This window comes from Shewanella zhuhaiensis (genome assembly GCF_022484835.1).
GTDB classification, from domain to species: Bacteria; Pseudomonadota; Gammaproteobacteria; order Enterobacterales; family Shewanellaceae; genus Shewanella; species Shewanella khirikhana.
In genome coordinates this window covers 31,315-46,651 of sequence record NZ_JAKUDL010000006.1, presented here as the reverse complement: position 1 = coordinate 46,651, position 15,337 = coordinate 31,315, and the positions used below count along the sequence as shown (strand labels likewise).

Here is a 15,337-nt window from a genome sequence, read left to right as displayed (position 1 = left end):
AAAAGTGCAGCTAGATTAACACGTTTAAAAACAATAAGCCCAGCACTGGGCTGGGCTTATTGAGGGGCCTGAATTAACGCAATACCAGGTAGCGCATGCTCTTGCCGCGCATGACTTTCAGGGCGGCGGCACCGTCTTGCTCCTTGAGCTGCTCTTTCAGCGCCTTGAGATCTTTCACCGGCGTGCGGTTCACGCCCACAATGATGTCGCCTTTACGCAGGCCACTCAACGCGGCGGGAGAGCCCTCTGCGATGTCAGTGATTTCCACGCCGCTGGAGCTGGACTCGAGCTTGGCTCCTGCCAGCTGAGGATGCAGCTCATCGGCGGCAGCGGTTTGCTCTGAGGCTTCGCCCAAGGTCACCTTAACGGTTTTTTCTTTACCGTCGCGGATAAGGCCCAGCTCAACCTTGGCACCGGCACCCAGGGTACCGATTTTGGCACGCAGTTCCTGGAAGCTCTTGATCTTACGATCGTTCACGCTGACGATGATGTCGCCGGCCTTGATGCCTGCATCGTCGGCGGCACTGTCTGGCATGACTTCGTTCACGAAGGCGCCATGCTGTGAATCCAGACCAAAGCCTTCGGCAAGCTTGCTGTCGAGCTCACGGCCGGAAATACCCAGCACGCCGCGGCGCACTTCGCCGTGTTCTATAATTTGGTCAACCAGCGAATGCATCATGTTGGCCGGGATGGCAAAACCAATCCCCACGTTACCACCGCCCGGTGCCACAATAGCTGTGTTGATACCGATAAGTTCACCGCGCAGGTTCACCAGCGCACCGCCTGAGTTACCACTGTTAATGGCGGCGTCGGTTTGAATAAAGTTTTCCAGCATCTCGATACCCAGGCCGCTGCGGCCGAGCGCCGAGACAATCCCTGAGGTCACTGTCTGTCCAAGACCAAAGGGATTACCGATGGCCACCGCAAAGTCGCCCACGTGGATGGCATCTGAGTCGGCCGACTTAATCTCAGTCAGCTTGTCGGCCTTGATTTGCAGCAGCGCAATATCAGACTCGCTGTCGCTGCCAATCAGTTTGGCTTCAAATTCACGGCCATCGAGCAGACCAATCTGAATGGTATCTGCGCCATCAATCACGTGGTTGTTGGTGACGATATAGCCCTTGTGGGCATCAATAATCACCCCGGAACCCAAGCCGCGGAAAGGACGTTCACGCACTTGCTCCTGGGGGGCGTTGGGGCCAAAGAAATAGCGGAACACGTCAGGAACCCGCTGCTTGGATACATGGGTGCCGGACACGGCAACCGAGACCACTGCCGGGGTGGTTTTTTCCAGCATGGGTGCCAGGCTTGGTAACTGCTGGCCGTCAACCGCCATTGGCAGCGAGGCATAAGCAGGCAGTGTGCCCAAGGTCAGGGTGGCACCTAAAATAGCGGCGGATACGAGAGAGAGTTTTGCTTTCATCTTAGTCATTGCTCCAATTCGGGGATCGGTTTCAAAGTGACAGTTGGCACTTGTATAACCCTTCCGACCCGGGTGTAACAACAAAGTTCGTCACTATTAACAAAGGTTAATACGCCTTTCATCTGCTCTCTCGATAGAGCCGTCAGGCGACCATTGTCGGGGGTGGCGGCTATTACCTTGCTGTGCCCGACATGTTAACATTCACCCAATTTCATATATGGTCCCCAGAGAAGAAATCAAGTGTCCCATCTGACCCCCTGGCAGCATTATCAACAGGATCTGTTAAAAGAAGGCTTTTCCCACGACGTGGCGCAGGAAGCCGCTGTTAAAGCACTGCAAGGGGTGTACGACGCCCTGATTGCCAGTGAAACCAGCAGCAGCTTGCTGGGCCGGTTGGGCAGTCGCTTTGGTATGGCAACCAAAAAGCCTTACGTGAAAGGCTTGTATCTGTGGGGCGGGGTAGGGCGTGGTAAAACCTATCTGATGGATACCTTCTATGAGGCGCTGCCCTTTGAGCGCAAGATGCGGGCTCACTTCCACCGCTTTATGCATCAGGTGCACCTGGATCTCGATCGCTTGAAGGGAACCCGCGATCCTTTGCTGGTGATTGCCAAAGAGATGGCCGCCAAGGTGCGGGTGATTTGCTTCGATGAGTTCTTTGTCTCTGATATTACCGACGCCATGCTGCTCGGCACCCTGTTTGAGGCGCTGTTTGATGAGGGTGTGGTGCTGGTTGCCACCTCCAACATTATTCCCGATGATTTGTATCGCAACGGGCTGCAGCGGGCGCGTTTCCTGCCGGCGATTTCGCTGCTCAACCAGCATTGCGATGTGCTCAATGTGGACTCAGGTATCGACTATCGACTGCGCACACTGGAGCAGGCGGAGATTTACCACTTCCCGCTGGATGAGGCCGCCGACACTAACCTGCTTAAGTACTTTGATCAGCTGACGCCCGAGTCTGAAGTGCAATCGGAGCCTATTGAGGTGGAAGGTCGTCACCTCAGCATTCGCAAACAGGCTCAGGGTGTGCTGCTGGCCGATTTCAGGGCGCTGTGTGATGGTCCCCGCAGTCAGCGCGACTATATGGAGCTGGCGCAGCTATACCACACAGTGCTGCTCTCTGGTGTTGAGCAGATGGGCGCACAGCAGACCGGCGATGACATTGCTCGCCGTTTCCTGGCGTTGGTGGATGAGTTTTACGAGCGCCATGTGAAGCTGATTATCTCCGCCGAGGTTGCCCTTGAAGACATTTACACTGAAGGACTGCTTAGTTTTGAGTTCCGCCGCTGCCGCTCACGCTTGATTGAAATGCAGTCGCGGGATTACCTGGCGCTGGAGCACTTGCCCTGATTGGGGTTGCTGCCAAGCTTCTGGGTCAGGCGCATTTGAGTTTGGTTATAAGCTTGCTGCGCAGAAACTGACCAGTTGGTCTCGCTCGGTGCGATCCTTTGCGCTGCGAACCCTGCCGAGCAGATCCTCGCGATCTTTTTTAATTTTGGGTTGAAAAAGCAGGTGATTTTTAACCCAGTCTTGGATATAATTCGCGACCTGCCCACGTTACCTCCGCCGAAGAGGCGGAAATCAAAGCCGATTTCCCTACTCGAAGGGGTACTGGAAAAGGCAAATGTGTTATCCGGGGTCGGATAACATGTGTGACAGAATTTAACTTTGGGTTTTTGTAATAATGAAGACTTTTACTGCCAAGCCAGAAACTGTATCTCGTGACTGGTACGTTGTTGACGCCGAAGGTAAGACTCTGGGTCGCATCGCTACTGAAATTGCTCGCCGTCTGCGCGGTAAGCACAAGCCTGAGTACACTCCTCACGTTGACACCGGTGACTACATCATCGTTATCAACGCCGAGAAAGTGACCGTGACTGGCAACAAAGCTGCAGGCAAGATGTACTACTCTCACTCTGGTTTCCCAGGTGGCATCAAAGAAATCAACTTTGAAAAGCTGCAGGCGCACAAGCCAGAAATGATCATCGAGAAAGCAGTCAAGGGTATGTTGCCAAAAGGCCCTCTGGGTCGTGATATGTTCCGCAAGCTGAAAGTATACGCTGGCGCCGAGCATAACCACGCTGCACAACAACCTCAAGTTCTTGATATCTAAACGGGATTAAGTAAATGGCTGCTACTCAGTACTACGGCACTGGCCGTCGCAAAACTTCTACCGCTCGCGTATTCGCTAAAGTAGGCAGCGGTAACATCATCGTTAACAAGCGTCCTCTGGATGTTTACTTCGGTCGTGAGACTGCTCGTATGGTTGTTCGTCAGCCACTCGAACTGGTTGAAATGACTGAAAAGCTGGACATCTATGTGACTGTTAAGGGCGGTGGTATCACTGGTCAAGCCGGTGCCATCCGTCACGGTATCACCCGCGCTCTGATGGAGCTGGACGAGTCTCTGCGTCCTACTCTGCGTGCCGCTGGTTTCGTTACCCGTGATGCCCGTCAGGTTGAGCGTAAGAAAGTCGGTCTGCGCAAAGCACGTCGTAGACCACAGTTCTCCAAGCGTTAATTTTCGCTTCGAGTCTGCAAAAAACCCGGCCTTGGCCGGGTTTTTTATTATCTATCGGTTATTTACGCCAGTTAACCCAGCTGAAACCAGCGTGTTTTGCGCAAGTTAAAGTAACGGGATTGTAAAAAGGCATCAGAAGCGGCTGATATTATGTGTCGTGCTAAAAAGCTGGCAGCGCACCAGCATGAATGCCGGATAATCCTGTTAATTCAATGCTTTTATCGTCGGGTGTCGCTGTTTTCTCCGCAGTGTTCGCAGCAACGATTGATTATTTTTTCATAAATTTCTTGCCCATCCCCCCCTGAAATCTGCTAAAATTCTGCTTTAACCGCAACCTTGCAGCAAACAATGGGCAAAAACGTAGTTGTTCTCGGCACCCAATGGGGTGACGAGGGAAAAGGTAAGATTGTCGACCTTCTCACTGAACAGGCAAAATACGTAGTTCGTTATCAGGGCGGCCACAACGCTGGTCACACTCTGGTAATCGATGGTGTTAAAACCGTTCTCCATCTGATCCCCTCAGGCATCCTGCGCGATAATGTGAAATGCATTATCGGTAACGGTGTTGTGCTGGCTCCAGACGCGCTGATGAAAGAAATCAGCATGCTCAAAGAGCGTGGCGTACCCGTAGAAGATCGCCTGCTGATCTCTGAGGCTTGTCCGCTTATCCTGCCATTCCACTGTGCAGTGGATATCGCCCGTGAAAAGGCGCGTGGCAACAAGGCTATCGGTACCACAGGTCGTGGTATTGGCCCTGCCTACGAGGACAAAGTATCCCGTCGCGGTCTGCGCGTGGGTGATCTGTTCAATGCTGAGCTTTTCGCTGAGAAACTCAAAGAAGTAATGAAGTATCACAACTTCATGCTGACTGAGTACTATGGCGCCGAAGCCGTTGACTACCAGACGACCCTTGACGATGCACTGGCACTGGCTGATTACCTCAAGTCCATGTGTGTTGACGTGACCGAACTGCTGGATCAGGCCCGCAAGGCCGGCGACAACATTCTGTTTGAAGGTGCTCAGGGTACACTGCTGGACATCGACCACGGTACTTATCCGTTCGTGACTTCGTCCAACACCACCGCCGGTGGCGTTGCCACAGGCAGCGGTTTTGGCCCATGTCACCTCGACTATGTGCTGGGTATCATGAAGGCGTACACCACTCGCGTGGGTGCAGGTCCATTCCCAACTGAGCTCGAGTGCGAAATCGGTGACCATCTGGGCACCAAGGGTCACGAGTTTGGTGCTACCACTGGTCGTAAGCGTCGTCCAGGTTGGCTCGATGCCGTTGCCATGAAGCGCGCTATCCAGATCAACAGCCTGACCGGTATCTGTCTGACCAAGTTGGACGTACTGGATGGCCTGGAAGAAGTGAAGATCTGTGTGGGTTATCAGCAGCCAGATGGCTCTGTAACCACAGTGACTCCGCTGGCAGCAGAAGGCTATGAACTGGTTACCCCAGTTTACGAGAGTCTGCCAGGCTGGAGCGAGAACACCTTTGGTGTGACCTCCATGGATCAGTTGCCACAGGCGGCCGTGAACTACATCAAGCGTATCGAAGAGATTTTGGAGACTCCAATCGACATCATCTCTACCGGTCCGGACCGGAACGAGACCTTTATTAGGGTCAGCCCGTTCAACTGATGTAAAGAAGGCCGCGTAAGCGGCCTTTTTCATACCTGTAGCTTTGCTGTCAGGCTCAAGATTTGGGTTATACTGCCGATGAGTTGGTCATCAACCAGTCACCGGAATTTGCTATGTTGCGTGTAATCTCAGCCCTATTGTTCGTACTCTCCCCCAATTTGCTGGCGGCTGAGGCGGTGGATGTATACACCCAGGAGCAACTGCTGACGCTCATTCGCGAGCAGCGGCATCTGGTACAGGTCAAACAGGATGACTGCCAGTTGGTGCAGGATATTGAAGCCCGTGCCGAAGTGCTCAAGCAGCCCCTGTATCAGTTTTTGTGGGGCGAGATGTTTATCCACGGCACCTGCATTAAAAAAGACGTGCCCCGCGGCATGCAATTATTGAAAGACTCTGCTGCCCAGGGCAGCACTGAGGCCATGGTGCAAGTGGCCCGCTATTATGAAGATGGCAAGTATGTGCTTAAGAACAAGCACCGTTCGGTACAGTATCTGTACCCCGCCGCGGCCAACGGCGACCAGACGGCGCGCATGATGCTGGTGCGCCTGTATAACGAGGGCTTTGGCAGCCCCAGGGATTATGAGATGGCCTATCATTGGCTGTACAACGAGGTCTTTAACGATCAAAAGACCAAGGACCAAGCCTGGCAACTGCTGCAAAAGCTGGAGTCCAAAATGCCCGCCAGTGCCGTGGCCAGAGCCCGGGGCGAGCATCTGTGGAATTACTGATATCCGGCAAGGGCCGGATGAACAATGGAAATTGAATGATTAACGATCCGCATTTTGAGCGCGAACAGGAAAAGTACGACAACCCCATTCCCAGCCGGGAATTTATCCTCGAGTATTTGAGGTCTCAAACCGCCCCCCAGCCCCGCGATCGCATCGCCGAGGCGCTGAAAATCCACGATGAAGAACGCCTGGAAGCCCTGCGCCGCCGACTGCGCGCCATGGAGCGAGATGGCGAGCTGGTGTTTACCCGCGGCCAGTGCTACGGCCTGCCGGAGCGTATGGATCTGATGTCTGGCACTGTGCTTGGTCACAGAGATGGCTTCGGCTTCTTCCGCCCGGACAACTGCGGCGATGACCTCTTTATCAACGAGCGCGACATGCAGCTCTATTTTCACGGTGACAAGGTACTGGCGCAAAAAGCCGGTGTCGATCGCCGTGGCCGCCGCGACGCTCGTATCGTCAGGCTGCTCTCTGAGCGCAGTGCGCCCTTGGTTGGCCGTTTCTACGTCGATTCAGGCATGGCCTTTGTGGTGGCGGACGACAAGCGTATTCCCCACGAAATCCTGATCGCCAACGAAGACAAGAATGGCGCCCGCCATGGCGACGTGGTGGTGATTGAGCTGACCCGTCGTCCGGGCCGCTACGTACGTGCCGGAGGTAAGGTTACCGAAGTGCTGGGTAAGCAAATGGCGCCTGGCATGGAAATCGAAATTGCCCTGCGCAACTACGACCTGCCGCACCAGTGGTCTTCTGTAATTGAGAAAAAGCTGCGCCGCATCCCTGACTACGTCACCGACGAAGACAAGGAAGGCAGAGTCGATTTGCGTGAACTGCCGCTGGTGACAATCGATGGCGAAGATGCCCGCGACTTCGACGATGCTGTGTTTGCTGAGCGCAAACGTGGTGGCGGCTGGCGCCTGTGGGTGGCGATTGCCGATGTGAGCCACTATGTGCGCACTGACTCGGCGCTGGATAAAGAAGCCCGCGCCCGGGGTAACTCGGTATATTTCCCGTCGCAGGTGATCCCCATGCTGCCGGAGAAACTCTCCAACGGCCTGTGCTCGCTGAACCCGGGGGTTGACCGTCTGTGTATGGTGGCCGAAATGACCATCTCCGCCAAGGGTGCACTGTCGGGTTATAAGTTTTATCCGGCGGTAATGCACTCCCACGCCCGCTTCACCTATACCCAGGTTGCAGCCATGCTGGAAGGCGGCGAGGTGAAAGATGAGCACAAGACGCTGTTCCCGCACCTGAAGGTGCTGCAAGAGCTGTATCTGTGCCTGGATGAGCAGCGTGCCGAGCGCGGCGCCATCGCCTTTGAAACCCTGGAAACCCAGTTTATTTTCAATGAGCAGCGCAAGATTGACCGCATTGTGCCCCGTGGCCGTAATCAGGCCCACAAGATCATTGAAGAGTGCATGATCCTCGCCAACGTGGCCGCGGCCAAGTTTGTGATTAAAAACAAGGGACATGTGCTTTATCGGGTGCACGAAAAGCCATCAGAGCAGAAGTTGACCCAGTTCAGGGACTTTCTCGCCGAGCGCGGCCTTACCATGGGCGGCGGCCTTGAGCCGGAGCCTGCGGACTATCAGGCGCTGATGGCCAAGGTGGAAGGGCGCCCCGATGCCGAGCTTATTCAGGTGATGTTGCTGCGCTCCATGCGTCAGGCCATTTACACCCCGGATAACGAAGGCCATTTTGGTTTGGCACTTGAAGCTTACAGCCACTTTACTTCGCCCATTCGTCGTTATCCCGATCTGGTATTGCACCGGGTTATTCGTTACCTGCTTGCCAAAGAGCAGGGCGAAGCCAGTGAGAAGTGGACCGCCGACGGTGGCTATCACTATCAGATTGAAGAGCTGGATCTCCTTGGTGAAGAGTGCTCCAATACCGAGCGCCGTGCCGATGAGGCGACCCGTGATGTATCCGACTGGCTTAAGTGCGAGTTTATGCAGGACCACGTGGGTGACAGTTTCAGCGGCGTTATTGCCTCAGTCACCAGCTTTGGACTGTTTGTGCGTCTGGATGAGCTGTTTATCGATGGTCTGGTGCATATCTCCAGTCTCGGCAGTGACTACTTCCAGTACGATCCCCAGCGTCAGCGCCTGATTGGCGAAAACTCCGGGCAGATCTACCAGATTGGCGATCCGGTTGCCGTGAAAGTGGCGGCGGTTAATCTGGATGACAGACAAATTGATTTGCAGATGGAAGGCGAGCGTCCTGGCCGCAAAAAGCCGGGCAAGAAGCCGATGACAGCCCGTGACCGCGCCAATCTCGAAGGTGGCCGCACTGGCAAAGACAAGCCAGGCAAGGGTGGCAGCGTGCGCAGCCAACTGGCTGGTGGCAAACTCGGCGGTGCTGATGGCAAGAAACGCGATGCCAAGGCGAAAGACGGTAACAAATCCAAAAAGGCGACCGAGCGTAAACCCAAGGCCGCCAAGCGAGTCAAGAGAAAGAAATAAATGAAGAAACAGGAATTGGTGTTCGGCATCCACGCGGTTGAATCTGTGCTGAAACACGCCCCTGAGCGGGTGCTGGAGCTGTGGCTGATGAGTGGCCGCCAGGACGAGCGGGTGCTGCCGCTGCTGGAAATCGCCCAAAGCTGGGGGGTAAAACCACAGCAGGCGTCCCGCAAGACGCTGGATGATAAAGCCGAGAGCGCTCAGCATCAGGGCATTATCATTCGTGTGCGCCCGGCCAAGGTGCTGACCGAGAACGATCTGGAGGCGCTGCTGGATACAACAGAAACCCCGTTTCTGCTCATTCTCGATGGCGTAACCGACCCTCACAACCTCGGCGCCTGCCTGCGTAATGCTGATGCGGCTGGCGTGCACGGCGTGATAGTGCCCAAGGATAACTCCGCCGGTTTAACGCCGACAGTGAGCAAAGTGGCCTGCGGCGCGGCTGAAACCGTGCCTCTGTTTCAGGTGACCAACCTGGCTCGTACCATGAAGCGCATTCAGGAGCGTGGGGTGTGGATTGCCGGTACTGCCGGTGAGTCCGACTCGACCCTGTATGAGGCCAATCTCAAAGGGCCATTGGCGATTGCCATGGGCGCCGAAGGTAAAGGCCTTAGACGCCTGAGCCGTGAAGGCTGTGACACCCTGATTTCCATTCCGATGGCGGGCAGTGTATCGAGCCTGAACGTGTCGGTGGCAACAGGTATCTGCTTGTTTGAGGCCGTGCGCCAGCGCTTGGGTTAACCCCGGCGCAGCAAGGTATATATCAATAAAAAAGGATTGCCTCGGCAATCCTTTTTTATTGGGTACATTTATCGCTAAGCGGCTTATTGGAAGGTGTAAAGCAGGTTAAAAGTAGTGACTGTATCGACCTGCTCTGTGCCATCCGGTACCACTTCGGTGTACTTGATGTTCATCCCCACCTTAAAGGCCAGATCCTGAAACAGGATATTCTTGTAGCCCATATCCAGGGTCACGGCACTGTTGTTTTGGCCCGCTTCGGCGGTGAGGTCGGCGGTGAAGCTGCTGTACTCGTGGATGCGCTGCTCGAACTTGGCGGCGGTACGCAAAATCACATCGGTATTGGCTGATGGGTCCGGCTCTGAGTCGGTCGCCTTTGGCAGGCTGTATTGATAACCGGGGCCGATTTCGAGTTTGAGCTTGGTGCTGTAGCTGCTGATGACATCAAAACCATAACCCACCGAACCTGTGTACAGCCGGGTGTAGGAGCCAAACTCGTCCCAGGTGCCTTCGCCACGGCCATAAAAATAGCCGGAATCGACTTTAAAGTTAGACTGAAACTGGGCGTCGTACTTCTCGGCGGTGGTTTTTTCAGAGTCTGAAGCGAAGTAGGCTTTCAGCAAGGCTTCCTGACGCGCCTTTTGGGTGTCGTACACCAGCTTGGTACGGCCATTGAAACTGCTGGATTCGGTGTTACCTGTGTTGAGCTGCAGTCCGGCCTCAACTTCGGCGGTCAGGCCGGTGGCGGGTTCCTGATATTGGGGCGGCACCAGCGCCTGAGCCTTGGCGGTAAACAGAAAAATTCCTAAGGAAAGCAAGCGTGTATTGATCATTTTTATTGCCCGTTGTTTTCCGGTTTTTATGGATTGCGCACAGGCCCGGGTAACCGGGCAAAAAATCGAGGGCTCATCATACCTTTGATGGGCACTGGAACAAAGTTATTGCTTGAGTTTTTCGCCGCCATTATGTACCATTTCGCGCCTTATCAGCCCTTTTGAATCGTTCCTTGCCTCTAACTTGGTCCGGCTGAGCCAATAATGAGGCTACAAACCCGTAAGGAGCAATAAATGCGTCATTACGAAATCGTATTTATGGTTCACCCTGATCAGAGTGAACAGGTACCAGGTATGATCGAGCGTTACACCGGTGTTATCACCGAAGCTAACGGTAAGATCCACCGCTTGGAAGACTGGGGCCGTCGTCAACTGGCTTACCCAATCCAGGATCTGCACAAAGCTCACTACGTTCTGCTGAACGTTGAAGCCACTGCAGAGTCTGTTGAAGAGCTGGAGACAGCTTTCCGTTTCAACGACGCCGTTCTGCGTAGCATGGTTATGCGCACCAAGGGTGCCATCACCGAAGCGTCTCCAATGGCCAAAGCTAAAGATGAGCGTGACGCTCGTCGTGCTGCCGCCAGCGAGCGCACTGCTGAGGTTGAAGAGACCGAAGAAAACGCTGAAGAATCCGCCGAGTAATTGTCGAACGTGACCGCCAACACTTTGGTGTTGACTGGCTCTGTATTGAGAGTCAGACGCTTTAAAAGCCCAGCAGGCATCCCACATTGTGTGCTGCAACTGGAACACCGGAGTCAGCGTTTTGAAGCAGAAATGCCCCGAAACGTCTATTGCCAGATACAGGTAATCATGAGCGGTCAGCACTTTGAGTGCATTTCGGACACGTTACAGGCAGGCATGGAAATCCAGGTACAAGGTTTTCTCTCGACTCAACAGAGTCGAAATGGGCAAAGTCGCTTGGTCATTCATGCCGAAAATGTCGAATTGAAATCTTAGGAGACTGTCACATGGCACGTTATTTCCGTCGTCGCAAGTTCTGCCGTTTCACCGCTGAAGGTGTTGCAGAGATCGATTACAAAGATATTGCTACTCTGAAGAACTACATCACTGAGAGCGGCAAAATCGTTCCAAGCCGTATCACCGGTACCAGCGCTAAGTATCAGCGCCAACTGGCTCGCGCCATCAAGCGCGCTCGTTATCTTTCTCTGCTGCCATACACTGATCTGCATCAGTAATCCCAGCATTGAAGCCTAATCGTATAGAGAGGATTTGATAATGAACGTTATTCTGCTTGATAAAATCGCAAACCTGGGCAACCTGGGTGACCAGGTGTCTGTAAAGGCTGGTTACGCTCGTAACTTCCTGCTGCCACAGGGCAAGGCTGTTGTAGCCAACGCCGAAAACGTAAAAGTTTTCGAAGCCCGTCGTGCTGATCTGGAAGCCAAACTGGCTGCCGACCTGGCTGCTGCCACTGCTCGCGCTGAGCAAGTTGCTGCTCTGGAAGCTGTAGTTATCGCTTCTAAAGCTGGTGACGAAGGCAAGTTGTTCGGTTCTGTAGGTACTCGCGACATCGCTGACGCCGTTACCGCCGCTGGCGTTGAACTGGCTAAAGCCGAAGTTCGTCTGCCACACGGTGCCCTGCGCACTACTGGCGACTTCGAAGTTGAAGTACAGCTGCACACCGAAGTTAAAGCCGTTGTTAAAGTAACTGTTGTTGCTGAATAATCGCTTTTAAGCTTCAAAGAAAACACCGCCGAATGGCGGTGTTTTTTTATGGCTGATGGCAAAATCATTATCAGCAGTAAAAAGGAGCCCCCAATGGGGCTCTTTTCAATTGTCGATTAACTTTTAGAAAGCGTAGCGAGCAGTAAACTGTACGCGACGACCTTCTTGATAACCAGTTGGGCGCAGGAAGTTAGCACTCACATTAGGGTTGTCGCGAGCCAGATCTTTTTGTTGATCGAAGCTGTCAGCATCCTGGAAGTTAAACAGGTTGTAAACAGTGGCCTGCAGAGTTAAACCTTCTACAATCGCAGGACGGTAAGTAAGGCTCATGTCGGCAGTGTACAGCCAGTTAGAGCGGCCTTCATCGCCACGGCTAGTCAGAACCTGCTCTCCAGAACCGTCTTGACAGTAGAAGCTCGACGCTGAATAGCGGCGGAAGTTACCGTAGTCGTAGGCGGTGGTACCATCACCAACTAGCATATTATCCAAGCTTACATAGCCCTGACAGCTGAGTGGGATACCAGAAGTCGCAGATAGGTTCAAAGACACGTTGAGCTCATCGGTAATTTCGTACAGGCCGTAAGCCTTCAACTGATGTGTGTGATCTGTTGGCAGATTACCATCAGCACCATCCATAAAGTTGGCATGGTCGAAGTCTTGAGTCGCGCCTGGATCTTCTTGAGCAAGAGATGAGTTAACATATCCCTCTGCGTTACCGTAGGTCTTGGAAATAACATAAGAGAAGTTAGCTTTCCAGCCATCAGCCAGAGCACGCTCCGCAGTTAATTCCAGACCAAGGTACTTACGTTCATATTCAGGCAGGCCGTGATATGAGTTAGGGGTTGTCACGACAGTCAGGTTGCCATCATTTTCAAGATCCATTGCAAGAGTAATGTCATTGCCTGGATTGATAATCATACAGCCTTGCATTGTGTGCGGATCGAAGTTCTCGTAGCCATTGTCTTCAGCCCAACGAACAAATCCATCATGGCCACAGAAGTCATCCATACCATCTTGAATGGTTCGGCCCATAACCTTAGCACCTAAAGTCCAGTTATCAGAAACTTGCTGCTGATAGCCGAGAATGATTTCATCCTGGTGCATTGGTTTCAGGTTGCGATCCGCAATAACCTCTGGATTTGCCTCTTGAATGTCGACGGTGCTTGGTCCAATTTTGTTGCCCAATGAGACCGGTGAACCGTCAGCATTCCAGCCGCCATTGACCAAGTAGTAGTCCTCGGTGAAAAGCTCTGAACGTGTCGCGCGGATGTTGGTGTTTGCTGGAACTGGGATGTAGTAACGTCCGATTGTACCGTATAGCTTCTTGGTTGCATCGCCATCGATGTCCCAAGAGAAACCTAAACGTGGTGCGATCAGGTTGTCAGACTCCAGGAAAACAGCACCGTTGCCATCGTAGTTGGTGAAGGTTTCACCACGAACACCACCATAAAGCAGGAAGTTGTCAGTTACCTGCCAGTTATCTTCCAAATACCAGGCAGTATTGTCGACACCAAAAGTCGCCGTTTGAGTATTATATTTTCTGACCCTTACAGTTTCTGTTCCACAATCAAGATCAACACCATTGATATTGCAGCCGTTGTTTGCATGCGAGGTCATGTAACGATAGTAAGCATCGCCGGAGTATTTAACGCCGGGAGAGGTTGCTTCGTAACTTTCGTCGTTGTAACCGAATCTTAGGGTGTGGTCACCAAGCACCCATTCAAAATCGGCTTTCCAGCTAGTGCGTTCGTCTTCATCATCGACTTGGTCGGTCACAGTCGTTTGGTCAGGAGAATTCCAGCAGCCGATAGAGATGCGTTCTGCAAATGATAATGCCCCAGTCGTGTCGTATGCCAGCGGGCAGTCATCACCTGGCAGGTTAGGGGTTTTTTCATACTTATTGGTTAACTTGCCATATTGAAGATTGATGGTGAAATTGTCTGTAAGGTAGCCAGTGTAACCAAGCACGCTCATGGTTCCGCCTGAATCCAGCGGATAGCTATTGGACAAACTTCCTAATTTACCCAAAACAGCATCGCCATTTTCATCTTCATAGATTTCATAGCTGCGATAGTCTTTCTCCACCTCATTGTTGATATAGGTGAAACGCAGGCTATGGTCGTTGGTAATAAACCAATTCAGCTTCGCGAAATACTGCGGGTTAGTGATGTCATAACTGTAACTGCTTGATGTGCCATAGTTGGTTCTTTCTTTCTTCTGCCCTTCAATCATGGCGAAGAAAAACAGCTTATCCTCGATAATAGGGCCAGAAGCAAAGACGTTATACTCTAAGGTGTCGTATTCATCACCCGAATTATAAGTGGTAACGGTCTCACTACCATCGAGGTTAACTGTTGTCACATCTTTATTAGATGCTCTCAGTGAGTCAGGGGTCCAATAAGCAGAACCTCCGAATTCGAAATCATTAGAACCTGAACGGGTTACAATGTTGACGATGCCGCCCAGAGAACGACCATACTCAACACCGTAGCCGCCAGACTTGACCTGAGTTTGAGATACGGCATCTTGGGGCAGGTTAGCGAAGCTCAACATGGTACGAAGGTTGGTTACATCCATACCATCAATGTAATAACCGTTCTCTGCGATAGAAGAGCCACCAAACACTGGCAGGTTACGGCCAAAGTTTTGACCACCTTGTACAGCACCTGGAGTCAGCAGTGCAACTGCAACTGTATCACGTGGAATAGGCAATTCGAATACTGCGTCCATGTCATACACAGTGCTCGATTCAACAGATGAGGTGTCAATGCGTTGGATGCGTGAACCCAGCACCTGAATCACTTCTGGTGATGCACCAAACGCAACGTTGGTACCAGTACCTACTACAACTTGGATAACCTGCTTTTCACCTTTTGCGTTTACGATTTCATAAGTGCCCGCAGGTACACTACCCACGTTAAAACGGCCTTTATCGTCGGCATAGATTGTACGAGATACACCAGTTTTAGTGTTTTTATAGGTGATGGCTGAGCCTGCATCGGCTTTACCGTAGATGGAGCCATCGGTATTGCTGGCTGCGAAAGAGGCGCCGCTAAAAGCTAATAGCGCACTGACAGACGCTGCCACCATGGAGCGGCGGAAGTTCGTTTTAGTCATGAGTAGCATTCCTTTGAACGTTTGTTATTTTGTTATTCAAACGCTTACCTGCTTATAGGTGCAGGTTGGCAGGACTAGCTTCTCATAAAATGTTGTTTATTTGTATACTTATGTTAATAAAAATCTTGCTTTGTGTTTTTGGTGTGCTCTTTTTTGTTTTTATTAGTAAAAAAGGCCACCCGA

14 protein-coding genes are annotated in these 15,337 nt (G+C 52.5%); 11 read left to right on the top strand and 3 right to left on the bottom strand.

Annotated elements, in window-relative coordinates:
* Positions 1–73 precede the first annotated feature (73 nt).
* Positions 74–1,423 carry a DegQ family serine endoprotease gene (locus MJ923_RS15770; protein WP_240591902.1) on the bottom strand — a complete coding sequence of 450 codons (1,350 nt, stop codon included), beginning with the start codon at positions 1,421–1,423 and terminating at the stop codon, positions 74–76.
* A 240-nt stretch (positions 1,424–1,663) separates the two neighbouring features.
* Here MJ923_RS15770 and zapE point away from each other — a divergent pair, with 240 nt between their 5' ends.
* The 7 genes from zapE (at position 1,664) to rlmB (ending at position 9,521) form a co-directional block, all read left to right on the top strand.
* Positions 1,664–2,776 carry a cell division protein ZapE gene (zapE, locus tag MJ923_RS15765; protein ID WP_240591901.1) on the top strand — a complete coding sequence of 371 codons (1,113 nt, stop codon included), beginning with the start codon at positions 1,664–1,666 and terminating at the stop codon, positions 2,774–2,776.
* 334 nt (positions 2,777–3,110) lie between these two features.
* Entirely contained in the window at positions 3,111–3,539 is a 429-nt protein-coding gene (gene rplM, locus MJ923_RS15760) for a 50S ribosomal protein L13 (RefSeq protein WP_214506040.1), read from the top strand.
* 14 nt (positions 3,540–3,553) lie between these two features.
* Positions 3,554–3,946, top strand: coding sequence for a 30S ribosomal protein S9 (gene rpsI, locus MJ923_RS15755; protein WP_011761177.1), 393 nt, complete (start codon positions 3,554–3,556; stop codon positions 3,944–3,946).
* Between the two features lie 348 nt (positions 3,947–4,294).
* On the top strand, positions 4,295–5,590 hold the full coding sequence (locus MJ923_RS15750; protein WP_126168255.1) for an adenylosuccinate synthase: 1,296 nt from the start codon (positions 4,295–4,297) through the stop codon (positions 5,588–5,590).
* A 113-nt stretch (positions 5,591–5,703) separates the two neighbouring features.
* The gene (locus MJ923_RS15745) at positions 5,704–6,318 is read left to right on the top strand and encodes a tetratricopeptide repeat protein (RefSeq protein WP_240591900.1); all 615 of its coding nucleotides are present in this window, start codon (positions 5,704–5,706) and stop codon (positions 6,316–6,318) included.
* Between the two features lie 35 nt (positions 6,319–6,353).
* Positions 6,354–8,780: a ribonuclease R gene (rnr, locus tag MJ923_RS15740; protein ID WP_240591899.1), complete on the top strand. Its 2,427-nt coding sequence runs from the start codon at positions 6,354–6,356 to the stop codon at positions 8,778–8,780.
* Positions 8,781–9,521 (top strand): 23S rRNA (guanosine(2251)-2'-O)-methyltransferase RlmB, encoded by a 741-nt coding sequence (gene rlmB, locus MJ923_RS15735; protein WP_240591898.1) that lies wholly within the window; start codon positions 8,781–8,783, stop codon positions 9,519–9,521.
* Between the two features lie 83 nt (positions 9,522–9,604).
* Here the strand turns inward: rlmB and MJ923_RS15730 are convergent, their stop codons facing one another.
* Positions 9,605–10,351 carry a DUF481 domain-containing protein gene (locus MJ923_RS15730; RefSeq protein WP_240591897.1) on the bottom strand — a complete coding sequence of 249 codons (747 nt, stop codon included), beginning with the start codon at positions 10,349–10,351 and terminating at the stop codon, positions 9,605–9,607.
* A gap of 234 nt (positions 10,352–10,585) precedes the next feature.
* Here MJ923_RS15730 and rpsF point away from each other — a divergent pair, with 234 nt between their 5' ends.
* From rpsF to rplI, 4 genes are read left to right on the top strand one after another with little or no spacing between them, the layout of a single operon-like run.
* Positions 10,586–10,993: a 30S ribosomal protein S6 gene (gene rpsF, locus MJ923_RS15725; RefSeq protein WP_126168250.1), complete on the top strand. Its 408-nt coding sequence runs from the start codon at positions 10,586–10,588 to the stop codon at positions 10,991–10,993.
* Between the two features lie 9 nt (positions 10,994–11,002).
* Entirely contained in the window at positions 11,003–11,308 is a 306-nt protein-coding gene (gene priB, locus MJ923_RS15720) for a primosomal replication protein N (protein WP_164551305.1), read from the top strand.
* 11 nt (positions 11,309–11,319) lie between these two features.
* Positions 11,320–11,547 carry a 30S ribosomal protein S18 gene (rpsR, locus tag MJ923_RS15715; protein ID WP_011761169.1) on the top strand — a complete coding sequence of 76 codons (228 nt, stop codon included), beginning with the start codon at positions 11,320–11,322 and terminating at the stop codon, positions 11,545–11,547.
* A 40-nt stretch (positions 11,548–11,587) separates the two neighbouring features.
* Positions 11,588–12,037, top strand: coding sequence for a 50S ribosomal protein L9 (gene rplI, locus MJ923_RS15710; protein WP_126168249.1), 450 nt, complete (start codon positions 11,588–11,590; stop codon positions 12,035–12,037).
* Positions 12,038–12,160: 123 nt separating this feature from the next.
* Here the strand turns inward: rplI and MJ923_RS15705 are convergent, their stop codons facing one another.
* Positions 12,161–15,154: a TonB-dependent receptor gene (locus MJ923_RS15705; RefSeq protein WP_240591896.1), complete on the bottom strand. Its 2,994-nt coding sequence runs from the start codon at positions 15,152–15,154 to the stop codon at positions 12,161–12,163.
* Between the last annotated feature and the right edge of the window lie 183 nt (positions 15,155–15,337).

What these genes read in the sequence shown, in the direction of transcription:
- rpsI (WP_011761177.1), top strand. Translation starts at nt 3,554, where the DNA reads ATGGCTGCTACTCAGTACTACGGCACTGGCCGTCGCAAAACTTCTACC.
- MJ923_RS15750 (WP_126168255.1), top strand. Translation starts at nt 4,295, where the DNA reads ATGGGCAAAAACGTAGTTGTTCTCGGCACCCAATGGGGTGACGAGGGA.
- rpsF (WP_126168250.1), top strand. Translation starts at nt 10,586, where the DNA reads ATGCGTCATTACGAAATCGTATTTATGGTTCACCCTGATCAGAGTGAA.
- MJ923_RS15745 (WP_240591900.1), top strand. Translation starts at nt 5,704, where the DNA reads ATGTTGCGTGTAATCTCAGCCCTATTGTTCGTACTCTCCCCCAATTTG.
- MJ923_RS15770 (WP_240591902.1), bottom strand. Translation starts at nt 1,423, where the DNA reads ATGAAAGCAAAACTCTCTCTCGTATCCGCCGCTATTTTAGGTGCCACC.
- MJ923_RS15730 (WP_240591897.1), bottom strand. Translation starts at nt 10,351, where the DNA reads ATGATCAATACACGCTTGCTTTCCTTAGGAATTTTTCTGTTTACCGCC.
- rpsR (WP_011761169.1), top strand. Translation starts at nt 11,320, where the DNA reads ATGGCACGTTATTTCCGTCGTCGCAAGTTCTGCCGTTTCACCGCTGAA.
- rplM (WP_214506040.1), top strand. Translation starts at nt 3,111, where the DNA reads ATGAAGACTTTTACTGCCAAGCCAGAAACTGTATCTCGTGACTGGTAC.
- rlmB (WP_240591898.1), top strand. Translation starts at nt 8,781, where the DNA reads ATGAAGAAACAGGAATTGGTGTTCGGCATCCACGCGGTTGAATCTGTG.
- rplI (WP_126168249.1), top strand. Translation starts at nt 11,588, where the DNA reads ATGAACGTTATTCTGCTTGATAAAATCGCAAACCTGGGCAACCTGGGT.
- rnr (WP_240591899.1), top strand. Translation starts at nt 6,354, where the DNA reads ATGATTAACGATCCGCATTTTGAGCGCGAACAGGAAAAGTACGACAAC.
- MJ923_RS15705 (WP_240591896.1), bottom strand. Translation starts at nt 15,154, where the DNA reads ATGACTAAAACGAACTTCCGCCGCTCCATGGTGGCAGCGTCTGTCAGT.